This is a genomic window from Deltaproteobacteria bacterium (genome assembly GCA_020848745.1).
Taxonomy (GTDB): Bacteria; Desulfobacterota; Binatia; order UTPRO1; family UTPRO1; genus UTPRO1.
In genome coordinates this window covers 58,579-80,008 of sequence record JADLHM010000070.1, presented here as the reverse complement: position 1 = coordinate 80,008, position 21,430 = coordinate 58,579, and the positions used below count along the sequence as shown (strand labels likewise).

Below are 21,430 nucleotides of genomic sequence, written 5' to 3'. Positions count from 1 at the left end.
ATCGCTCAGAGGTCGCGGCGGTTCCACTCGTCGAGCGCTCCCATGATCTCGTCGGCGAGCGCGCGCATCGTTGCGCGGTCGAGGCCGCCGGGGTGCTCCTTCACGTTGAGCGTCCCGAGCGGCCAGACCTGCTGCTCCGCGGTCGGAGGCAGGAGGAGATCATGCGCCCGGCAGAGCTCGTGGAGCGGCGTGCCCGGGAACGGCAGGAACTGGCTCACGATGGTGAGCTCAGCGTCGAGCGCGCGGCAGAGCTCCACCGTCGCGCGCACGTCGTCGGCGGTCTCGAAGGGCAACCCGACCATCGCGAAGATCATGCGTTTGATGCCGTGCCGGCGCGCGGTCGCGGCGGCGTCGAGGATGCGTGCGTTCGACGTGCGGCGATCGAGACGCCGGCGCCGATAGGGCTCCGAGCCGCTCTCCACCCCGAACCACATCGAGTGGCAGCCGCTCGCGGCGGCGAGCGCGCAGAGCTCGTCGGTCATCGTCTCCGGGCGCGCGAAAAGCGAGAACGGCAGGCCCACCTCGCGGCGATACGCGCCGAGGAGGTCGCGCGCATAGGCGGCGTCGTAGAGGAACTCCTCGTCCCAGAATTGGAAGAAGTCGACGCCGTACCGGTCGCGCAGCCGCGCGAGCTCCGCCACGAGCGGCGCCGGCCGCCGTTTGCGGAGGATCCCGCCCTTGCCGCCGTGCTGGTCGAGCAGCGTCGTGTTCGAGCAATAGGCGCAGCGATAGGGACAGCCGCGCCCGCTCAAGACCGGCACCGACACGAGCCGCATCGCTTCGACCGCGTTCGGCTTGAGGTAGGCGATGGTACCGTCGCGTTCGAAGATGCCGTAGTCGGGGAACGGCAACGCGTCGAGGTCGCGCACGAGATACGGCGGCGAGCGCAGGATCTCTGCGCCGCGCTTCTCCCAGAGCCCCGCGACCGGACGCGCGTCACCCGGCGTCCTCAGACGCCGGATCAAGTCCACGAGCGGCTCCTCACCGTCGCCGACGCAGACGAAGTCGACCGCGGGTTCGGTGAGCGTCCCCGCGGGATCGACGATGCCCTGATACCCCCCGACGACGACGCGCACGTCGGAGAGCGCCGCCTTCATCGCCCGGAGGTGCGGCACGAGCGGCAGCCAGGTCGGCCACATCGCCGAGGCCGCGACCACGTGCGGCCGGAGCGCCGCAACGAACCGACGCGTCTCCTCCGGCTCGTCGTGGGGAAAGAGGGGCAGGAAGTGGATCCGGACGTCCGGGAACGCCGCGCGGACGCAGGCCGAGAGCGCGGCGAGGCCGAGCGCGTAGACCGGCTCACGCTGCCAGAAGACAAAGAGGACCCCGAAGCGCAGGTCGGGAGTCGCCCCGGCGCCCGGTCCGCAGGCCGCGGGCTCCCTGCCCCAGCGAACCCACGACGCGCGCGCGGCACACCCGATCGGAGACGATCGAGCGGCGCATATCTTTCGCCGGGCGCACCTTGCCGCGCCCGGCCGGCGCGGGCGGCGGAAGCGGCCTCAGGGCAACGTCGACGGCACGCAGAGCTCCGCAGGGCGCAGCCGGTCGAGGGCCACGCTCCCGAACTGGTTCGCGACGTAGAGCTCGTGCGGCCCCTCGAACGGCAGGGAGTCGTTCGCGACCCGCGAGTCGTAGCACGCGAGCAGGGCCGGGTGCTGCTCGGCGCCCGGCGTCTCGCCGTTCTTGTCGACCGGCACGCAGAGCCGGCGCGGCCGCTTCACGTCGACGTGCAGCGAGCCGAGCTGGTCGGCGACCGCAAGGCCCTTCACGCGCGTGCGGGCGCGCGTCACGCGGTAGCACTGGAAATGGTCGACGGTCACCGGGTTCAGCGGCGGCGGCGGGCCCGCCAGGCTCTTCGCGCTCGGCACGAGCAGGAGCTCCGGCCGCACGAGATCCACCGTGATGGTGCCGAACTGGTTCGTGATCTCCTGCCGGCGCGGCAGCGGCACGATCGGACCGTTCCGCCGCACGCGATAGCCGAGCAGGTGCCCCGGGTGTGACGGCGCGCTCGGGTCGCTGCCGTCGACGTTCGCCGGGTTGCAGACGCGGCGCGGGTCGGCGACCCCGACCTGCGTCGTGCCGAAGCGGTCCACGAGCGTGACCGTCTTGCCCGGCGCGCCGCCGGGCGCGCGCACGCCGTAGCAATGGAAGCGATCGAGGGCGTTCGGCGTCGGCTCGATCGTCGGGGTGACGTCGATCGTGGAGGTCGGACCGACGGTCATCGTCGGAGGCGGCGGCGTGGAGGTCGGCGTCGGCGTCGCGCCAGCGCCGCCGGTCGGCGTCGCCGTCGGCAGCGGGCACTGCGGGCAATCGAGATCGCACGCGTCGCCGGCGCGGTCGCCGTCGCTGTCGCGCTGATCGGGATTGTAAGCGTCCGGGCAGTCGTCGAGGTGATCGGGCACGCCGTCGTCGTCGGTGTCGGGGCTCGCGGCCACGATCTTGCCGCGCTCGTCGGTGACGCAGGGCACGCTCGGCGGGCAGTCGAGATCGGCGACGCACGGCCGATGGTCGCGCTGGCACGTTTGCGCCTCGCAGAACGCGCCCGTGGGGCACTGGGCGCCCGTCTCGCAGCCGATGCCGAGGTCCTCGATGCAGCGCCCCGCGGCGACGTAGATCGTCTCGCCGTCGCCGCCCTTCGCGTCGGACTGGAAGGGATCGCTGCCGTCGAACGTCCCGACCACGGTGACCTTACCGGTGCAGACGTCGAAGAGCTGGATCACGATGTCGTCGGCGTCGGGCGGCGTGTCGCCGTTCAGGTCGGAGCCGTCGAGCTCGCAGCGGAGGCCGCCGACGTTGCCGCGCTGCTCGCACTCGCTGGTGAGGAACTTCACGGAACAGTCCTTCACCTTGTAGGGCACGCGCGGGTCGCACGCCTGCTCGGTGCAGGGAATGGCGGACTGCAGGCTGTTGCGGAGGCAATCGGCGGGCGCGGCGGCGGCGAGGCACTCGGGCCGGCCGATCACGTAGCCGTGCATCACGCTCGTCGCCGGGAACGGCGGCTCGCTGCCGCCCTGGTTGCCGCCCTGGAGATCGCGGTTGCCGTACGCGATCTCGGAGGTGCGGAACGCGACGATCCGGTCGTTGCAGACGATCTCGTCGGCCGGGTGCCCGGTATTGATCAGCGTGCCGGTCGCCGGCACGTAGAGCTGGAGCACGGTGTCGATCGCGTCGAGGTCGCCGTCGAGATCGGCGTTCTGGCCGGCTTCGGGCGTCAGCATGGCGAGCACCGCGCCGCAGAAGCGGATCCGGCTCGCCGCCTGCCCGACGTTCGTCCACGCGCCGGACGCGATCGAGTAGACCATGACGACGCCGTCGGCGACGTCCGCGTCGCCGTTCAAGTCGGCCCCGCCGTCGCCCTGCCCCGGCTCGGGCACGATCGCCGCGACGTGCGTCGGCGAGAGCGCGACCGCCGTCCCGGCGCGCGCCAGGTTCTGCGGAGCGCCGTCGCCCGGCCAGAGGTGCACGACCTCGTCCGCGACGTCGGTGTCGCCGACGTTCAACGATCCGCCGGGACAGAGCGTCGTCCCCGTCGCCGTCTCCGGACGGAGGAACGCCGCCATGCCCGCGGTGCTCGTGACCTCGGTCGCCGGGCAGAGCGTCGTGATCGGATCGACGCCGCCGCGCCCACGGCCCGGAACCGCGAGCACCTCGAGCACCGAGTCGTCGAGCCGGCCGTCGGGAAAGAGATCCACGAGCCGCCGGCCGGCGACCGGCTCGCGCACGAAGACGTCGGCGACGCCGTTGGTGTCCTGACCGTCGTCGAGGAGATCCGGCGCGCCGCTCACCATGAGGACGCGCGTCCCGTCGGGCGAGAGCGCGCCCCACAGGCTCCCATGAGCCGTCGCCTGCGCGCCTCGCGTCGACACGGTCACGCGCTCGGTCGTCGCGAACGTGCGGTCGCGCACGAAGAGATCGGGCTCGCCGTTGCTGTCGTTGCCCGGGCCGATCAGGTCCGGCGAGTCGCTCCGGAAGAGCACGAAGCGGCCGTCGTCGGAGACGCTCGGCTCGTACGACGACTCCTCGGGCGGCAGGCTGCCGTCCGGACGCAGGTTCACCGTGTCGATCGCGAAGCTCGTCCGATCGACGACGGCGACGTCGCTCGGCACGCGTCCGCCGTAGTCGACGTACTGGTAGGCGACGAAGCGGCCGTCGGAGGAGATCGACGGCGCCTCCGCCGCTTGCGTGTACGCCACCTGCGCGGTCGTCCCGGCGAGGCGGTCGCGCACGAACACCTGCGGCTCGCCGGTGTTGTATCCGTACGGCAGGTTGTCGCTGCGGAAGTCGAAGGCGACGTAGCGGCCGTCGGCCGAGAGGTCGACGCGCGGCTGCCAGCCGAGCGGCCCGGTCGCCTGCTGCTCGTCGTCGGTGACGCTCACCCGCTCGGTGGTCGGCGTGCAGCCGTCCACGAGCGCGCCGCCCGCGAGGCAGCGGTCGCGCACGAACACGTCGACGAGGGCATTGCCGTCCGCCCCGCCGCCGACGAGGTCGTCCGCGGCGCTCGTGAAGGCGACGTAGCGGCCGTCGTCGGAGATCGCGGGGGAGCCCGAGTGGTCGTTCGCCTGGAGGCCGGCCGGTCCGACGCTCACCCGCTCGATCGTCCACGTGCACCCGTCGATCGGCAGGCCGTCGACACGGCAGCGGTCGACGACGAAGACGTCGGCGCAGGTGAGCTGATCGCCGGGGCAGGCGTTGGTGTCGCCCGGCACGAGGTCGTTGTTGTAGCTCGCGAAGGCGACGAAGCGGCCGTCGCCCGAGATCGACACCCTGCCGACCGCCCCGAAGCCGCTCGAGAGCCCGCCGCTCGCGGGCCGGCTCACGAGCTCGGTCGCACCCGCGGCACGGTCGCGGACGAAGACGTCCGGCGTGCCGTTCTCGTCGTTCGCGGTGCCGCCGATCGGACCGTCGTTGACGAACGCGACGAGGGCGCCGTCGCGCGAGATGTCGGCATCCGGTTGCGACGCGTCTTCGCTCTCCTGGCCATCGCCGGCGAGGCTCACGCGCACCGTGACGCGCGCCCCCGAGGCGGCTTCCGAGGTGCGGAAGAAGACCCGGCCGTTCGAGATCGCGATCGGCTGGCCGTCGACGAGCGGCCCCGGATCGACGGCGCGCGGCGGCGAGACGCCGGCCGTGAGCTCGCCGAGCGAGAGCGAGAAGACCCGCAGGATCGCGTCGGCGCGGTCACCGTCGCCGTTCTCGTCACACTGGTTCTCCGCCGCTTCGTTCTCGAGAAAGGCCGCCACGTCGCTCTCGAACGCGATCGCCGGCAGCTCGAACCCCTGCTGCGGCAGGGTGAAGACGGCCCGGCTCTCGGGCGGCGGCGCGGCGATGCCGCAGGTCGCGAGCGGGGCGCCGTCGGGCGCGAACCCGGACGGCGCGCCGAGCGTGTAGATCGCCCCGTTCGCGCGATCACGCAGCGTCACGACGAAGTCGAGCGCGTCGGTGTCGCCGTTGCGGTCGACGCCGTCGACGCTCTCGGAGCCGGTCAGGACGAGCATCTCGTCGGTCTTCGACTCGAGGCTGTCGAGCGAGACCGCGTTCTGCGCCTCGAGCGCGTAGAGCACGCACGCATCGCCGCTCGCGGGACACTCTGCGTCGCTCGCGCAGACCGCGTGATCGGGTTGCTCGCAGACGCCCTCGATGCCGTTCGGCGCCGAGCGCGGCAGGATCACCGCGCCGCCGTCGTTGGCGAGGGCCGCGAACGCGCTCGCGTCGAAGAGCGAGCCGCAGCGGCCGCCCGGACAGTCGCCGTCGGCGGCGCAGGTGAGGCCGTCGGCGGCGCCGCCGACGCAGGCGTCGGCGCACGTCGAGCCGTTGCAGTCGAGGACGCTGTTGCAGTCGTGGCCGGCCTCGGTGCCGCCCTGACAGACGCCGCGCCTCTGAGCGATGCGCAGCACCGTCTGGCGCACGTCGACGGAGCCGAAGAACGCGAGCGCGGCGGTCGCCCCGGCCGACGGATCGGTCTCGGGCTCGAAGATCGGCGGCAGGCGCTGGCCCTCGGTCGTGAGCGAGCTCACGAAGACGTCGCTCGGGATCGTGACCGCCACGGGCGGCTCGATCGTCGCCCGCAGCAGGCGCGGCACCGGCTGGTCGCCGTCCTTCACGAGGACGCCCTGCCAGTACACCGGCACGAGCAGGTTGCCGCCGCGGTCGACGGTGAGGCGGGCCTCCTCCGCGAACGCCGTGCAGGGCGGCGACTCGGTGTAGCAGGCCGCCTGGTAGTCGCTCGGCGGCGGCAGAGCCGTGAAGTTGGCGAAGGTCGGATCGAGGTTCGGCGCGCAGGTGCCGTCGCGCGCGTAGAGATCGTCGACGCAGGCGACGAGGCCGAGGCTCGCCGCGTCCGCCTCGCACGTGGTGGCAGCGAGGCCGCAGGGGAACGTCGAGGCGCTCTTCGGGCTCACCGCGATCGTCGCGGGGCCGGCGAGCGTCCGGTCGTCGGGGCTGCCGTCGAGGAAGAGGTCGGTGTTCGGGAAGCGGAACCGCAACCGCGGGATGCCGTCGCGCTCGACGATCGCCATGTCGGTCGGGCCCGCGGCGTTCATCTGCACGCAGGCGACGCTCGCGACGCCGGGCGCCGCGTCGCAGGTCCCGAGCCGCGCCGCGACGCCGGGAGCGTCGCACGCGTCCGTCGTCAGCACGACGACGCGCTTCGGACCCGAGAGCGGCTCGAACACCAGGGTGACCACGAGGTCGTCGACGCTCTGGGGCAGACCCGCCGACGCCTGGTCGCAAACGCCCGGCCGCACGTGCAGCTCGACGAAGTCTCCCGGCCCGGCATAGGGCCGGTCGAGCGTGCCGAGCGCGCCGCGGAAGACCGGCTGCGCCTGCGGGATCAAGTCGCAGCCGGCGCGCGCGGCATCGGGTCGGAGCGCGGCCGCGCCGAGGGCGACGACTGCGAGGACGCGAAACGGAAACAGGCGCACGATCGGTCTCCTCACGGGTGGAGTGTGCGTCCGGAACGCGCCGGATGGGGACCGGAGAATCGCGGAAGCGCGTGACGGCACACACTACGGGCAGGACCCCGGACGATCAAGCGCCGACTCACCGCCTACGGCTCGCGACCCGCGACCAGATGGTAGGCCTGGGTCCGACCCGTCGCGAGGAAGTGGTGCGAGCTCCAGAGATAGAGAAGGAAGGCGCGCACCGCGACCGCACCATGACGTTCCGCAAGACGTTCGCCATGGCGTTGCAGCTCCCTCGCCCAGTCGCGGACCGTCCACGCGCTGCTGAGCGTGTCGTCGCCGATCGCCGACGGATCGAAGCCCGCCCGCCCGAGCGCGCCGACGAGCCGCCCGAGCTCCACGTAGCCGGTGACGCCGGGGAAGATGTACTTGCGCAGGAAGGCCCCCGCCAGGCGCCCCTCCCGTGTCGTCACGAAGTCGGCATACACACGCGCCGCCGGTTTCAAATGGCGGGCGAGGAAAGCCGCGACGGAGCGGTGGTCCGGGATGTGCTCGAGGCTCCCCATGAACACCGCACCGTCGAACGCAAGCGGCGGCCGATAGTCGAAGAAGTCGACGAGCGTCACCGTGCACGGCAGGCCGTGCGCGCGGATGCGCTCGGCGACGAAGTCGTGCTGGGCGCGCGAGAGCGTGATGCCGTGGACGCGGATGCCCCGCGCCCCCGCGTACTCGAGGAACGAGCCCCAGCCGCAGCCGACGTCGAGCGCGTCCATGCCCGGGCGGAGCCCGAGCGCGTCGATCGCGTACTGCAGCTTGCGCCGCTGCGCCGCCTCGAGCGAGTCGTCGGCCGAGGCGTAGAAGCCGTGCGTGTACGAGCGCGAGGGATCGAGCCACGCGAGGAAGAACTCCGGCGGCCGGTCGTAGTGGGCCGCGACCGAGCGGCGGTCCAGGCGCCGGCGGTCGACGAGGTACCGGAGCCAGTGCGCCCTCTCCCGCAGGCGCGAGGGCTTCCCCATGTCGAGGAAGTCGGTGACGCGGAGCACCTGGCTCAAGTCACCCGCGAGGTCGACCTCGCCGCGCAGATACGCTTCCGCGAGCGCCAGGTGGTCGCCACGCAGCAGCGCACCGAGCGCGCGCTCGTTCCGGAACACCACCCGCGCGCGGTCCGGGTCGGCGCCGATCGCGAGCCGCGCGCCGGCGGGCGCCTCGACGGTCAGGTTCGCGCCGCCCGCCTCCATGCGCGCGGCGAGGTCGGCGAGCGGCGCGTTCGTCGTCGGCCCCGTCAATACCCTTCGAGACACGCGCTGCGGTCGCGATGGAACGCGGCGTCGCCGAACGTCGCCTCCGCGACCCGGGCGCGCTTGAAGAAGAGGCCGATGTCGTGCTCGTCGGTGACGCCGATCCCGCCGTGCATCTGCACGCACTCGTTCCCGATCAGCACGAAGGCGTCGGAACAACGGGCCTTGGCGAGGCTGGCGAGCTTGGCGATCGTGGCGTCGTCTCTCCGCTCGTCGAGCGCCCGGTGCGCGCCCATGACGGCCGATCGCGAGAGCTCGAGCTCGATGTACATCTTGGCCGCGCGATGCTTGAGGGCCTGGAAGCTCCCGATCGGGACGCCGAACTGGATGCGGGTCTTGAGATAGTCGTTCGTCATCTCGAAGGCGGCCCGCATCGAGCCGAGCATCTCGGCCGAGAGCCCGATGCGCGCGCGGTCGAGCACGCGACCGAGGAGAGCGCCGCCGCCGCCGACCTCGCCGAGCGCCGCGTCGGCGCCGATCTCGACCCCGTCGAAGCGCACGAGCGCCGCGTTCCGTCCGTCGATGCGCGACTGGCGCGCGATCGTCACGCCGGGAGTGTCGGCCGGAACGAGGAGGAGGGTGATGCCGTTCACGTCGCCGCTCGCCCCCGACGTGCGCGCCGACACCACGAGGTGGTCCGCGACGTGCCCGTCGAGCACCTGGATCTTCTCGCCCGTGATCGTGAACCCCGTGGCGCTCTTCACCGCCCCGGTCGCGACCTTGCTCGCGTCGTAGCGGCTGCCGGCCTCCTGGTACGCGACCGCGACGAGCCGCGCGCCACCGGCGATCGCCGGTAGATGCTCCTCCTTCTGCGCGGCGCTGCCGCCGAGGAGGAGCGCCGTCGCGCCGAGCAGCACCGTCGAGGTGAACGGCTCCGGCATGAGGCCGCGGCCCATCTCCTCGAGCACGACCATCTGGTCCGTCCAGCCGAGCCCGGCGCCTCCGAACTCCTCGGGGACGGTGATTCCGAGCCAGCCGAGCGCCGCCATCTCGCGCCAGAGGTCGCGCGAGAAGCCGTCGGCGTCTTCGCCGTCGCGAAGCTGCCGCACCCGCCGGAGCGACGAGCGCCCGCTCACGAACTCGCGCGCGCTCCGCGCGAGCATCTCCTGCTCTTCGTTCAGGACCAGATCCATGGGATGGTCGCCTTCCTGGCTAGTCCGGCAAGCCGAGCACGCGCTTGGCGATGATGTTGAGCTGGATCTCCGAGGTGCCGCCCTCGATCGAGTTGCCGCGTGAGCGCAGCCAGTCGCGCGTCATCTTGAGCTCGTCCTCGTCGAAGCCGGGCCCTTCCCAGCCGAGCCCCTGCGGCCCGCAGACGCTCACCATGAGCTCGCGGCGGCGCATGTTGAGCTCGGTGCCGTAGTACTTGAAGATCGAGGTCTCGGGGCCGGGCTTGTGGCCCGCCTTCATGCCGTCGCGCGCGCGCGCGAGCGTGAGGTCGAGGCAGGCCTGGTCCATCTCCACCTGCGTGATCCGGTCTCGCATGATCGCGTCCGCGACCTTCCCGCCGTCGTCCCCGAGGTGCCGCCGCGCCAGATCGACGAGCTTCCGCGCGTCGTCGCGCTCCTTGAACGCGTCGGCGATCATCGTACGCTCGTGGCCGAGGAGCGCCTTCGCCATCGTCCAGCCCGCGTTCACCTGCCCGACGACGTTTTTCACGGGCACCCGCACGTCGGAGAGGAAGGTCTCGCAGAAGGGCGAGTAGCCGCTGATGAGCTTGATCGGCTTCACGCCGACGCCGGGCGACGTCATGTCCATCAAGAGGAACGTGATGCCGTTGTGCTTCGGCGCCTGGAAGTCGGTGCGGACGAGGATGAACATCCAGTCGGCCTTGTCGGCGTAGGAGGTCCAGACCTTCTGCCCGTTCAGCACGTAGACGTCGCCGTCGCGGACGGCCTTCGTCTGCAGGCTCGCGAGATCGGAGCCGGAGCCGGGCTCGGAGTAGCCCTGACACCAGCGGATCTTCCCCTGGATGATCGACGGCAGGTGCTCCTTGCGGAGTTCCTCGCTGCCTTCCTGCAGGAGGAGCGGTCCGATCATCGAGAGCCCGAAGCCGGTGAGGGGCGGCCGCAGGCGGAGCTTCGCCATCTCCTCGGCGAGCGCCTTCGCCTCCTGCTTCGAGAGCCCGCCGCCGCCGTATTCCCTCGGCCACGTCGGCGCGGTCCAACCGCGCTCCGCCATGACCGCGAGCCAGCGCAGTACCGGGGCGGGGTAGGAGGCGGACGCTCTCCGTCCGCCCCAGCAAATCTCGTCCTGCGACTTGGGCGGCACGCGCATCTCCGGCGGCGCGCTCTTCTCGAGCCACTGGCGCGCGTCGGCACGGAACTGTTCGAGATCGGCCATGGGAACCCTCGCGGTACGGGCACGCGCTCGCGCGCGGCGGTGCATCGACGAACCGGCGGGAAGCTAGACCACGCGGGAAGCTAGTTCAAATCGAGCGCGCGCGGGGCGAGGCCGGGCGCGCGGCGCCTGCGGACGGCAGTTTTCCTGCGCCATTCTCGCGCAGGTGTGCCGTCCCGGAGCGCTCCGGGGCACGGCGCCGACGCGAATTCGCTGGCGGAGGATCCATGCACCGTGCGACACCCGACACGTGAACCGCGCGTCGGCAGACCGCCGCGTGCTCCCGCCCGAGACGACGCACGCAGTGGACACGGGGCTCGTCGAGACGCTGCCCTGGCTCGCTGCGCTCCGCGACGACGAGAGAGCGCGCGCGGCCTCGCGCTTTCGCGTGCTGCCGCTCGCGGCCGGCGAGCGCCTCGCGCTCGCGGACCAGGGCGTGCCGATGCTCGGGGTCGTCCTCGCCGGACACGTACGCGTCCGCCACGCGGCGGCGGGCGGCGGCGACGCGGCGACGCTGCTCTGGCCCGGCGACCGCTGGGACGAGGTCGCGCTCTTCACCGAGGTCGTCGCGGCGGCGGTGGTCGAGGCCGACGAGGTGGCCGTCGTGGCGCTGCTCGATCGCCCGGCGTTCCTCGCGCTCGTCGGCGACTTCCCGATCGTGTGGGTCGCCGTGGCCGAGCGCTTGTCGCGCGAGCTCAAAGCGACGAGCGACCTCCTGCGCGAGATTCGCGACCTCGAGAGCACCGAGACGCCGGCCGCGCTCGCGCGCTTCCTCGCGGCGAGGCGCCGGCGGGTCGGCCGCCGCGGGGGCGTCACGCGCGCGGCCGCGCGTCAGGTGCTCGCCCGGCTCGTGAGCGCGCACGTCCGCGAGCCGACGTTCTGGGTGCTCGCCGGCTTCGCCGCCGCGATCCTCGCGTCGCGCGCCGTCGTCACGGCGATCCTCGGGCTCGACCTCGAGCATCGGCTCTTCAACCTGCGCGACTCGGGCGGCCCGAACCCGGTGCACGTCCACCATTTCAACTACGGCTTCGCGATCGTGATCGCGGCCGGCCTGTGCGCCTTCTTCCCGACGGGCCGCCGGCACCTGCGCGCGGTCGCGGCGGCGTTCGGCGTCGGCCTCGGGCTCGTCTTCGACGAGTTCGCGCTCATCTGGAACCTGCACCCGGACTACTACCAACCGTTGAACTACTGGGCGCAGGCGCTGCTCGGCGTCCTCCTCGCGCAGCTCGTGTACTTCCGGCGGCTCTACGGCGACCTCGCGACCTACGTGCTCGCGCGCGCGGGGAGACGCGCGTGAGCGGGCGTCGCGCCGTCGGCGTGGCCCGGCTGCTCCGTCGCGTCCCGCTCTTCCACGACGTCCCCGCGCCGATGTTGCGGGCGCTCGCCGGGGAGGGCGCGCTCCGCATCGTCGGCGCCGGCCGCTGCGTCGTGGCCGAGCTCGAGCCCGGCGAGGAGGCGCTCGTGGTGCTACGCGGCACCGGCACGGCGACCGTCGGCGGCCTCGGCGACGACGCGCCCCTCGCGCTCGCCGAGGTCGGTCCGGGCGACTGTATCGGCGAGATGGCGCTCTTCACGGGCGAGCTGCGCTCGGCGACCGTCACCGCCACCACCCGCATGCTGCTGCTCGCGATCGACCACGCGCGCTTCGACGAGCTGTTGCGCCGCTACCCGCCGGCCGCCGCCCGCCTCGCGGCCGTCCTCGCGGCGCGCCACCGCGACAACCAGCGGGTGCTCGCGACCGTGCTCGACCCGACGAGCGACGACGCCGCGCGCCGCGGCGCGCTCCGCAACGCCGACGGCGGCGACGCCCGGCCCGAGCGTCCGCGCCGCTTCACGGCGGCGGCGCGCGTCGCCTGGCGCGAGCTCGTCGTACGGCACCGTCGGGAGCTGCCGTTCCTCATGCTCGGCGCCTTCGCGGCGACGCTCCTCGGCGTGCGCGGAGCGATCGGGCTCGCGCGCCGGGTCGCGCTCGCCCCGACCGTCGAGTCGCTGCTGCGCGCGAGCTACGTGAGCGGCGTCGTGCTGCTCTGCGTCGCCGGCACCGTCTCGCTGCTCTACTTCCGGCCCCGCCTCCGCCGGACCCTCGCCATTCTCTACGGCACCGGGCTCGCGCTCCTCGTGAACGCCCTCCCGGTGCTCCTCACCTTCGACCTCTTCTATCGCGACATGGTGACGCCCGACCCGAACCTCGCGTTCTCCGTCGACGTGCTCTACGACCGCGCCGAGGGCGCGAACGCCGCGTTCGTCGCCGCGGCGCTGCTCTTCCAGGCGGTGTACCTCCGCCGCTTCCATCGCCGGGTGGCGCAGCTACTGGCGGACGCGCTCCGCCGGCGCGCCGCGCCGGCACCGCCGTTGACCCCGCCGACGGTGGGCACGTAGAAGCCGAGACCATGCCGGACGCGATCATCATCGAGGACCTGACGCGCGCCTTCGGCGAGCGCCTCGCCGTGTCGCACGTGAGCCTGACGATCGGCGAGGGCGAGATCTTCGGGATGCTCGGGCCGAACGGCTCCGGCAAGACGACGCTCATCCGCATGCTCTGCGGGCTCCTCGTGCCGACCTCGGGCCGCGCGATCGTCGGCGGCTGCGACGTCACACGCGAGCCCGAGCGCGTGAAGCGCCTGATCGGCTACGTCTCGCAGAAGTTCAGCCTGTACCCGGACCTCACGATCCGGGAGAACCTCGATTTCTTCGGCGACGTGTACGACGTCGCGCGCGACGTCGCCGACGAGCGCAAGCGCGAGCTCGTCCGCCTCTGCGGCCTCGAGGGCCGCGAGCGGCAGATCGCGGGAAGCCTCTCGGGCGGCTTGAAGCAACGTCTGGCGCTCGCGTGCGCGTTGATCCACCGGCCGCGCATCCTCTTCCTCGACGAGCCGACGGCCGGCGTCGACCCGGTCGCGCGCCGGCTCCTCTGGGACCTCCTCTTCCAGCTCGCCGAGCAGGGCACGACGCTCTTCGTCACCACGCACTACATGGACGAGGCCGAGCGTTGCACCCAGGCCGCCTACATCTACTACGGGAATCTCCTCGTGAGCGGCGACCCGAACTCGATGAAGCAGGAAGAGATCGCGGCGACGAATCGCCGCCTCGAGATCATGTGCCACCCGCTCATGCCGGCCCTGGCGTCGCTGCGAAACGCGCCCTTCGTCGACGACGTGAGCGTCTTCGGGCAGGCCCTGCACGTCCGCCTGCGCGACGTCCCGCCCGAGCCGCAGAACGCCGACGGCTTCGCGACGTTCGCGGCCGCCGCGCAGCGCGCCGTCGTGATGGACGCGCTCCGCAAACACCTGCTCGCGGCGCGGATCGAGGTGCGCGCGATCCGCTCGGTGTACCCCAGCCTCGAGGACATCTTCGTGTCCTTCACGCGCCGCATGGACCACGAGACGGCGTCAGGCCGCTGAGCGTCGAGACACCCCGTCGCCGGCACCGCGCCCGTGCCGCAGCGCGCACCCTCGTGTCCGCTCACCCGGCGAAGGTGACGAGCGCGCCGAGCAGCGCGTCGACCTCGCCGCGCGTCGCGATCGTCCACGTCTCGCCGTCCCAGGTGCCGCCGCCGCAACCGACGACTTCGCGCACGATCCCGGCGAGAGCATCGGGCGACGTCCCGAACACGATCGCAAGCGCCGCGCTCGGGATCCGCGCGGGCAGGCGCATCTCGGCGCCGACCTCGCGCAGGCCGCGCGCGATCAGGCGGACGCGCGCGAGCCGCTGCAATCCCTCCTGGATCGGATCGTTCGTGCGGCTCAATCGCACGCCCTGCTCGCTCAGCATGCGGGTGACGGTGGCGAGGTCGTCCTGGAGCAACATGTGGAACGCGTCGCGGTCGATGACGAGCAAGCGGCTGTCCTCGATCACCTCCGCCGACGCGCTGCGCTCGCCGCCGGTGATGAGCGAGACCTCACCGAAGAACTCGCCCGGGCCAACCGTACCGATCTCCTGGATCTCGGCGCCGCCCCCGAGGGTGAGGCGCACGCGGCCGGCCGCGACGACGAACATCGAGTCACTCGGATCTCCCTGCCGGAAGAGAACGGTTCCCTTCGGAACGTCGATCTCGCCGTTCGGGCTCATGAGAGCGTCTTCCGGAAGCGGACGACGCTGACGGCGCCAAGGACAACAACGAAGGTGACGAGCGCCGCGAAGTCCCGCCCGAGCTCCGCGATCGACGCCCCCTTCAACGTGAGCCCGCGGCTCGCCTCGACGAAATAGGTCATGGGGAGACTCCAGGCGACCGGCCGAAGCCAGTACGGCATGGCCTCGATCGGAAAGACGAAGCCGGACATCAGGACCGACGGCACGATCACGAAGACCGCCATGAAGTTCGCCTGGATCTGCGTCTCCGAGAGCGTCGAGATGAGGGCGCCGAGGGCGAGCAGAGCCAGGATGAAGAGCGCCGCGAGCACGACGACGCCGAGCACCGAGCCGCGGAACGGCAGCGCGAACACGACGCGCGCGAGCACGACGGCGACCACGAAGTCGAGGGCGGCGATGAAGCCGTACGGCAGCATCTTTCCGATGATGAGGGCGCCGGGGGAGATCGGCGTCACGAGGAGCTGCTCGATCGTCTGCTGCTCCTTCTCGCGCACGAGCCCCGACGAGAGCGTGAGCGTGACCAGCATGATGACGATGCCGATCGTGCCCGGCAGGAAGAAATCGGAGTCGCGGAGCTCCGGGTTGAAGAGGATCTCCTCGACGATCTTGATCGGCGGCTTGCGGGTCGGCGGCGTCGGGTGATCGGGATCGTCGAAGCGGAGCGCCTCCGACGCCTCTTCCCCCGTGAGCACGCGGGCGCCGAAGAGCCCCGCTTGCGCGAGCGTCGGCATGCTGCCGTCGACGAGCAGGCCGAAGGGCGTCTGCTGGTTGTCGGCGAGGCGCTGCGAGAAGCCGGTCGGAATGACGAGCCCGAGCCGCGCCCGGCCGTCCTTCAGCCAGGCGCGGATCGTCTCCTCGGAATCCACCTCCACGACCTTGAGCTTGCCCTCGTCGGCGAGCCGGTCCTTCACGCTCACGCTGAAGAAGCTCTTCTCCCGGTCCCAGACCGCGACCGTGAGGTTGTCGGGGCGGAGCCGGAGCGCATAGCCGAACAGCACGAGCAGCAGGATGGGGAGCCCGATCACGAAGCCGATCAGCTGCGGGTCGCGCGCGATGTGCACGAACTCCTTGCGGATCATCGCCTGGAGCGAGCGCATGCCTTCTCCCTCAGCGGTTCAGGTAGCTGCGCTTGAAGACGTCGGGCGAAACGTCGGCGCCGTAGCGCACCTCGGTGAGCGTGAGGCGCGACCAGTGCCCGTCCGTCAGGTCCTCCATGCGCTGCACCATCGGCGTCCAGTTGCCGTCGATCCGCTCGACCTTGTCGAGCGTCCAGACCTTGAGGAGCCCGCCCTTCGGGTCGAAGAACTGCACGCGCAGCACGAGCAGATCGCGCGGGTCGATCGCCGAAACGGTCTTCGCGTAGAGCTCCTTCTCGGGCGTCCTGGGCGTCGCCTCGACCAGACGGGCGGCCCGTCCGCCGACCGTCTCGTCGCCGACGACGCGGTAGGTGAAGGCGTCGAGCTCCGGACGCACCATGTCGCTGACGTTGAAGTCCGAGCCGAGGAACGGCTGCTTGCGGGTCTCGTCCGAGACCTGCATCGCCCGCTTCACGGTCGGGACGTAGATGAACTGCTCGTCGCGCCCCTCCGCCCGGTCGACCAGGAGGAAGCGCGTGTCCTTGAGGGCGAGCGGCGCCGTCACCTCGAGGTAGGATGCGTCGGCGCCGTCGACGAACGCGCGGCTGAGTGCGAGCTCGCGTGTCCAGCCGCGGTCGGACGTAAGCGTCGCCTGGGCGGTGAGCGCGACCTTCGGCACCGCGTCGAGGACGCGCTTCACGAGATCGCGCGGGTCGTCGCCATCGGCGTGTGCCGGGCGCGTGATCACGAGCAGTGCGACGGCGAGCAGCCACGGGCGCCGAGACGAGCCACAAGTCATGTCGGGAGCCTCCTCCGCGCGCGCCGCGCGCCTCGGGTGATCTCACAACGTTGCGACGACGCTCGCTCTTACCCCCGGGGGCCCCGCAGCGACAAGCTCACCCGAGCGATTCCCTGCGTCGAATCGGCGCACCCCCGCCCCGGCGAGCGATGCGCGCACGCGGGCGAGCGCTCACGACGGAGCGGCGCGCCCGGATGCGGACGGCGCGGGTCAGCGGTCGCGGACCGCGAGGAGGCCGCGCAGCGTGCCGACGTACGCCGTGCCGTTCGGGCCGATCGTCACCGGGGCCCAGTGGTTGTCGTAGCCGAGCCCGACGCCCGTGCGCGCGCGGTACACCGTCTCCCCGGTCCGGAAGTCGACCGCCGTCAGATAGTACGCGTCGGTCCACCAGGGCGCGTCGGCGAGCTTCGTGTAGAGATAGACGAGGCCGTTCCCGAGCGAGAGCTTCGGCACCGTCGTCTGCGAGATCTCGGGGCTCGTCCAGACGACGTGACAGCCGAGGCCCTGCTCGTCGACGTCGACCCGCGCGACCCCGCCCGCGCCGGTCCGGCCGAACATCATGGTCGGGAAGATGTCGTAGCCGGCGTTGTTCTCGACCACGAGCGAGCGGCCGACGCCGATGAAGCTGTTGTCGGTGGCGCTCGCGCCGGGGGCGAAGAGCGGCTGCTTGCAGATCAGCCGCCTGCGGTCGTCGACCTCGGGCGCGTGCCCGCGGCGGTACACCAGCACGTTCAGGCGCGGCTCGGCGTTGTCGGCGATCGCGACCCACTCGTCGCCGAGGAGCGTCGGGGTCGTACCGGAGCCCTGGTCGAGCTGTCCGAGCTTCCGGCGCGCGCCGCGGTCGTAGAGCGCGCGCCAGGCGACCGTCGGCGCGCCGGTCTCCGGGGCGGCGACGAAATCGTAGAGCGCGTGATCGGACACGATGAAGGCGCCCTCGGGTCCGACCGCGAACGAGTTCTGGATGCGCTCGCCGTCGAGCTGGTGGGTCGCGACGCGGCCGCTCTCGCGCTCGACGGTCCCCACCATGCCGAGGCGGGTGACGAACCAGTACCAACGCCCGCTCCAGTCCGGGAGAACCGTGACGATCGCGTCGCCGCCGCCCGAGGCGCCGGACGCGCGCCCTGCCGGCGCGATCGTCGCCGCCAGGTCGTAGGCGCGCTCGAGCCGGAAGCCCGCGTCGTCGTGCGCGACCACCTCGATGCGGTGCGCGGCCGTCCCGACCACCACGCGATCCTGCTCGTCGAGATAGAAGTACGCGCCCCCCGACGTATCGGTCGTGATGGTCCGGATCGAGAGCGACCGCATCGAGGGGCGCGGCGGCATGTCGTACGCCGCCAGCTCACGGAGCGTGGCCGGGTCGAGCACGAGGAGCTGCATGCGACGGGCGCTCGTGCACACCGTGACGATGCGCCCCGCGCGGTCGAAGGTCACCGACGCGCACTCGCCGCCGAAGAAGCCGCGCGCCGTCGAGACGATCTCCGGGTCCCGTCCGAGCGGACCGCCCTCCGGGTGCGTGTCGCTGGCGGCGCCGTCGCCGTGCATGTTGCTCCACCCGTTCCGCGCCATGAACGGGTGCTGGGCGACCGGCGCGACCGCGACGGGCCGCGCGACCGCCGGACGCCCCGTGAACGCGGGGACAAGGCGCGCGCCGAAGCCCTGCGCGATCGGCGTCGGCGCGTCGCCGCCGCCGCATCCGATCGCGACGGCGAGCGCGCAGCGCGCCGCGACCGCCGACCACCGGGCCGCTCCCATCTCCACGGCGCAGGGCAGGCGATTCACGGGGCAATCAGCCGCAACCTGGGGAAGTAGGTCCGATAGCGTGCGGCGTCACGCGTGAGCAGCTTCATGCCCGACACGCTGGCGTGCGCGCCGATGTAGAAGTCCGGCAAGGGCGACGTCCGGGTCCCGCCGCGCTTCCGGTAGCGCACGAAACACTTGCCCGCGAGAAAGGCCGCCTCCCAGGGGAGGGTCAGCCGGTGAAACGTCGACGGAGGCAGCGCGGCCTCGACCTCCTCGATCCGTACGAAGCCGATCGACACCTCCGCATAGATGATCGGGTCGATCGCCAGCACGTCGCGATCCCCTTGCTCGGCCAGCGCGCTCTCGGACCACGAAGACCAGCGTGGATCTTCGGTGAGGACGTCGAGCAGCACGTTGCTGTCGACGAGGACCGCCACTACTTCTCGCCGCGCGTAAGCGCCATGATCTGGGCCGTGGTCAGACCACTGGTCGCCTTGCCCTTCAAACGCTCCACGATGCTCCGTCCGCGTCCTCGCCGGCGCGCGCCCCGGGCTTTTCGGAGTCGCACCGCGGCCCCCTCGACCACGAACTCGACCTCGCTGTTGGGCAGGAGTCCGAGTCGTTCACGGATCTCGATCGGAATGGTGACCTGCCCCTTCGTGGTGACGCGCATCACGTCCTCCTGGTAATACTTCGAGAGGTCTTACTTTGGCGGCATGACGCCGGCCCGTCAAGCGCGCACGCCGCGCGGCCGGAACAGGCATGCGCTACCCCCCGAGCCCCATGCGCTTGGCGATGATCACCTTCATGATCTCGTTCGACCCTGCGTAGATCGATTGCACCGCGGCGTCGGCGTAGTCCTGGGAGATCGGGTACTCGTGCATGAAGCCGTACCCGCCGTGCAGCTGGAGGCACTCGCCGACCACCTTCTTCTGGAGGTCGGTCGTCCACCACTTGCCCATGCTCACCTCGGAGACGATCTCGTCGCCGCGCACGTGCGCGACGATCAGCTGGTCGACGAAGGCCTGGCCGATCTGGATCTGCGTCGCGAGCTCGGCGAGCTTGAACTGGGTGTTCTGGAAATGGGCGATCTGGCGCCCGAAGGCCTTCCGCTGGAGCGTGTAGGCGATGGTGTCGTCGAGGGCGCGGCGGCACGACGCGATCGCGGTGATGCAGATCGAGAGGCGCTCCTGCTGGAGCTTCTCCATCATCATCTTGAAGCCCTGCCCTTCCTTCCCGAGCAGGTTCTCGACCGGCACCTTGCAATCCTCGAAGAAGAGCTCGCTCGTGTCCTGCGACGGGAAGCCGAGCTTCTCGAGCTTCCGGCCGCGCACGAAGCCCGGCGTGTCGGCCTCGATGACGAGGAGGCTCACGCCTTTGTGGGCGGGCTTGGCGCTCGGGTCGGTCTTCACGGCCGTCACGTAGGCGCCGCCGAGCTGGCCGATCGAGATGAACGTCTTGGCGCCGTTCACGACGTAATGGTCGCCGTGGCGGATCGCCTTCGTCTGGATGTTCGCGAGGTCGGAGCCGGCGCCGGGCTCGGTCATGCCGATCCCGAAGAGCAGGTCGCCGGTCACGGCGGGCGGCAGGAACTTCTTCTTCTGCGACGGCGTGCCGTAGGTGATGACGTACGGCAGGCAGATCGACGCGTGGACCGTCGTCATGATGCCGTGGGCTCGCATGTAGGCGATCTCCTCGATGATGATGGCGTCGTAGCGGAAGTCGACGCCGGCTCCGCCGTACTCCTCGGGCACGCACGGCGCGAGGAAGCCGGCCTCACCCATCCGCTTCCACGTCTCGCGGTCGGTGATGCCGTCGCGGTTCCAGCGCTCGATCTTCGGCTCGATCTCCTTGGCGGCGAACTTCCGGAACTGCTCGCGGAAGAGCTCGTGCTCTTCGGTGTAGACGTCGCGCTTCATCATCGGGGAACGGGTCTCCTCGGCACGGTGGGTTGGGGGCGGCTTCTAGCATTCACGCAGCGGAACCGCACGCCGCCCCGGTCCGCCTGTCGGGATTCCTGACTCCGTGTGCTCCCGGACCTGACCCCGGCGGACAGTCAGATTTCCATGATCATCGACTCCGCGAATGCGTTGCTGGCCGAGATCCATCGGCTGCGCTCCCAGGTCGACGCGAAACAGCAACTCCTGAACTATGTGTGTCACGAGCTACGCGGTCCGTTGCACTTGGCTCGGCTGTGTCTCGACAGCGCGCTCGCGACGGCGGACCTGACGCCCCAGTGCCGCGAGGAGCTCGGCCTCGCCGACATGAGCCCTGAAGGCGACTGCTCGTACTCGACGAGATCCACAAATACGCCCGCTGGCGAAACCTCGTGAAGGGCATCTTCGACACGGAGAAGTCCCGCCTTCGTACCGTTTCGGCTTTCTGCCGCGATCTCGATCCGCCGTAGCGACGCGGCGTTCGCGCGCGCGCTGCTCAGCTCACGCGAAGACGCATCAACGTCGCCTGGAACAGCGGGCCAACGGGCCAGATCCGGATCGGTGGAATCGGGCTCATGCCGATGTCGCACGTGCGGATGGTGGCGTTCTCTGGCGCACCGGCGACGCGACAGATGGGATCGTTCTCGGTCGGCGTCAGCGTCACCTGGAGATCGACGGCGTTCGCCTGGTGGACGGTCTCGGTCGGCTTGACCACGACGAGGTGGCCCGGCGTGAACGTCAGCAGGTGCCGGGCGTTGACGCCCCAGCGGCCGACCCCCGGCGGCGGATCCTGCAGCGGTGCGCCGATCGTTCCCTCGATGCGGCAGACTTCGCGTCCCCTGCGCTCGGCGGAGCCGAAGATCCTTCCGTCGCGTTCCTCGAAACGGATCGTCGCCATCTTCTTGGGGTAGCCGAGCATCTCGCGCCCGTTGATCAGGTGCGTGTCGTCATCGACCAGCATCCATGCGCAATGGAGCATCGGAACGATGCCGAAGAGTCGCACCTGCACGAAGAGCCCGATCTCGTGGTACGGAACGCCCCAGACGCATTCGGGATAGTGCGCCACGAAGAACGTCACACGCGCCGGCCGTGCCAGGCGCATTGGAAACGGCAGCCAGGGCTCGACCTCGCCGGGATCCACGGGGAGGTCGACGAAGACCATGCGGGCGTTGCTCCACAACGCGCCGCCGAACCGCATGCCGTGGTCCTTCCATGCACGGATTCCGCGAATCAGGTTGAACGCCATCGTTTC

At 71.2% G+C, this 21,430-nt stretch carries 17 protein-coding genes; 4 read left to right on the top strand and 13 right to left on the bottom strand.

The window, feature by feature from the left end; translation table 11 throughout:
• Nucleotides 1-5: 5 nt before the first annotated feature.
• From IT293_10835 to IT293_10815, 5 genes are all read right to left on the bottom strand, one after another.
• Complete coding sequence (locus tag IT293_10835) at nucleotides 6-1,139, bottom strand: B12-binding domain-containing radical SAM protein (GenBank protein MCC6765148.1); 1,134 nt, start codon at nucleotides 1,137-1,139, stop codon at nucleotides 6-8.
• Nucleotides 1,140-1,499: 360 nt separating this feature from the next.
• Nucleotides 1,500-6,920, bottom strand: coding sequence for a PD40 domain-containing protein (locus tag IT293_10830; protein ID MCC6765147.1), 5,421 nt, complete (start codon nucleotides 6,918-6,920; stop codon nucleotides 1,500-1,502).
• Nucleotides 6,921-7,045: 125 nt separating this feature from the next.
• Nucleotides 7,046-8,185 (bottom strand): class I SAM-dependent methyltransferase, encoded by a 1,140-nt coding sequence (locus IT293_10825; GenBank protein ID MCC6765146.1) that lies wholly within the window; start codon nucleotides 8,183-8,185, stop codon nucleotides 7,046-7,048.
• Nucleotides 8,182-9,330 carry an acyl-CoA dehydrogenase family protein gene (locus tag IT293_10820; protein ID MCC6765145.1) on the bottom strand — a complete coding sequence of 383 codons (1,149 nt, stop codon included), beginning with the start codon at nucleotides 9,328-9,330 and terminating at the stop codon, nucleotides 8,182-8,184. Before IT293_10820 ends, IT293_10825 begins: the two co-directional genes overlap by 4 nt.
• A gap of 19 nt (nucleotides 9,331-9,349) precedes the next feature.
• The gene (locus IT293_10815) at nucleotides 9,350-10,540 is read right to left on the bottom strand and encodes an acyl-CoA dehydrogenase family protein (GenBank protein ID MCC6765144.1); all 1,191 of its coding nucleotides are present in this window, start codon (nucleotides 10,538-10,540) and stop codon (nucleotides 9,350-9,352) included.
• 274 nt (nucleotides 10,541-10,814) lie between these two features.
• Between IT293_10815 and IT293_10810 the strand changes: the two genes are divergently transcribed.
• Genes IT293_10810 through IT293_10800 form a run of 3 tightly spaced genes read left to right on the top strand, consistent with a single transcriptional unit; the run spans nucleotide 10,815 to nucleotide 13,938 of the window.
• Nucleotides 10,815-11,834, top strand: coding sequence for a hypothetical protein (locus IT293_10810; protein ID MCC6765143.1), 1,020 nt, complete (start codon nucleotides 10,815-10,817; stop codon nucleotides 11,832-11,834).
• Entirely contained in the window at nucleotides 11,831-12,916 is a 1,086-nt protein-coding gene (locus IT293_10805) for a cyclic nucleotide-binding domain-containing protein (GenBank protein ID MCC6765142.1), read from the top strand. The genes IT293_10810 and IT293_10805 overlap by 4 nt, the downstream gene beginning before the upstream one ends.
• Nucleotides 12,917-12,945: 29 nt before the next feature.
• Nucleotides 12,946-13,938 carry an ABC transporter ATP-binding protein gene (locus IT293_10800; GenBank protein ID MCC6765141.1) on the top strand — a complete coding sequence of 331 codons (993 nt, stop codon included), beginning with the start codon at nucleotides 12,946-12,948 and terminating at the stop codon, nucleotides 13,936-13,938.
• Between the two features lie 61 nt (nucleotides 13,939-13,999).
• Here the strand turns inward: IT293_10800 and IT293_10795 are convergent, their stop codons facing one another.
• The 7 genes from IT293_10795 to IT293_10765 form a co-directional block, all read right to left on the bottom strand.
• Complete coding sequence (locus tag IT293_10795) at nucleotides 14,000-14,605, bottom strand: cyclic nucleotide-binding domain-containing protein (protein ID MCC6765140.1); 606 nt, start codon at nucleotides 14,603-14,605, stop codon at nucleotides 14,000-14,002.
• Nucleotides 14,602-15,723, bottom strand: a complete 1,122-nt coding sequence (locus tag IT293_10790; protein ID MCC6765139.1) for an ABC transporter permease — start codon at nucleotides 15,721-15,723, stop codon at nucleotides 14,602-14,604. Before IT293_10790 ends, IT293_10795 begins: the two co-directional genes overlap by 4 nt.
• A gap of 10 nt (nucleotides 15,724-15,733) precedes the next feature.
• Nucleotides 15,734-16,501 carry an outer membrane lipoprotein-sorting protein gene (locus IT293_10785; protein MCC6765138.1) on the bottom strand — a complete coding sequence of 256 codons (768 nt, stop codon included), beginning with the start codon at nucleotides 16,499-16,501 and terminating at the stop codon, nucleotides 15,734-15,736.
• A 210-nt stretch (nucleotides 16,502-16,711) separates the two neighbouring features.
• Entirely contained in the window at nucleotides 16,712-18,259 is a 1,548-nt protein-coding gene (locus IT293_10780) for a hypothetical protein (protein ID MCC6765137.1), read from the bottom strand.
• A 17-nt stretch (nucleotides 18,260-18,276) separates the two neighbouring features.
• Nucleotides 18,277-18,678 carry a type II toxin-antitoxin system VapC family toxin gene (locus tag IT293_10775; protein ID MCC6765136.1) on the bottom strand — a complete coding sequence of 134 codons (402 nt, stop codon included), beginning with the start codon at nucleotides 18,676-18,678 and terminating at the stop codon, nucleotides 18,277-18,279.
• Nucleotides 18,678-18,914: an AbrB/MazE/SpoVT family DNA-binding domain-containing protein gene (locus IT293_10770; GenBank protein MCC6765135.1), complete on the bottom strand. Its 237-nt coding sequence runs from the start codon at nucleotides 18,912-18,914 to the stop codon at nucleotides 18,678-18,680. Before IT293_10770 ends, IT293_10775 begins: the two co-directional genes overlap by 1 nt.
• Nucleotides 18,915-19,008: 94 nt before the next feature.
• Nucleotides 19,009-20,160 carry an acyl-CoA dehydrogenase family protein gene (locus IT293_10765; GenBank protein ID MCC6765134.1) on the bottom strand — a complete coding sequence of 384 codons (1,152 nt, stop codon included), beginning with the start codon at nucleotides 20,158-20,160 and terminating at the stop codon, nucleotides 19,009-19,011.
• Nucleotides 20,161-20,307: 147 nt separating this feature from the next.
• Between IT293_10765 and IT293_10760 the strand changes: the two genes are divergently transcribed.
• Nucleotides 20,308-20,574, top strand: a complete 267-nt coding sequence (locus IT293_10760) for a hypothetical protein (GenBank protein MCC6765133.1) — start codon at nucleotides 20,308-20,310, stop codon at nucleotides 20,572-20,574.
• Nucleotides 20,575-20,674: 100 nt separating this feature from the next.
• Here the strand turns inward: IT293_10760 and IT293_10755 are convergent, their stop codons facing one another.
• The gene (locus IT293_10755; protein MCC6765132.1) at nucleotides 20,675-21,424 is read right to left on the bottom strand and encodes an acetoacetate decarboxylase family protein; all 750 of its coding nucleotides are present in this window, start codon (nucleotides 21,422-21,424) and stop codon (nucleotides 20,675-20,677) included.
• Nucleotides 21,425-21,430 lie beyond the last annotated feature (6 nt).

Excerpts from the sequence above, each read along its gene's own strand:
- IT293_10835 (MCC6765148.1), bottom strand. The coding sequence starts at position 1,139 with ATGTGGCCGACCTGGCTGCCGCTCGTGCCGCACCTCCGGGCGATGAAG.
- IT293_10820 (MCC6765145.1), bottom strand. The coding sequence starts at position 9,330 with ATGGATCTGGTCCTGAACGAAGAGCAGGAGATGCTCGCGCGGAGCGCG.
- IT293_10815 (MCC6765144.1), bottom strand. The coding sequence starts at position 10,540 with ATGGCCGATCTCGAACAGTTCCGTGCCGACGCGCGCCAGTGGCTCGAG.
- IT293_10795 (MCC6765140.1), bottom strand. The coding sequence starts at position 14,605 with ATGAGCCCGAACGGCGAGATCGACGTTCCGAAGGGAACCGTTCTCTTC.
- IT293_10790 (MCC6765139.1), bottom strand. The coding sequence starts at position 15,723 with ATGCGCTCGCTCCAGGCGATGATCCGCAAGGAGTTCGTGCACATCGCG.
- IT293_10785 (MCC6765138.1), bottom strand. The coding sequence starts at position 16,501 with ATGACTTGTGGCTCGTCTCGGCGCCCGTGGCTGCTCGCCGTCGCACTG.
- IT293_10770 (MCC6765135.1), bottom strand. The coding sequence starts at position 18,914 with ATGCGCGTCACCACGAAGGGGCAGGTCACCATTCCGATCGAGATCCGT.
- IT293_10765 (MCC6765134.1), bottom strand. The coding sequence starts at position 20,160 with ATGAAGCGCGACGTCTACACCGAAGAGCACGAGCTCTTCCGCGAGCAG.
- IT293_10760 (MCC6765133.1), top strand. The coding sequence starts at position 20,308 with ATGATCATCGACTCCGCGAATGCGTTGCTGGCCGAGATCCATCGGCTG.
- IT293_10755 (MCC6765132.1), bottom strand. The coding sequence starts at position 21,424 with ATGGCGTTCAACCTGATTCGCGGAATCCGTGCATGGAAGGACCACGGC.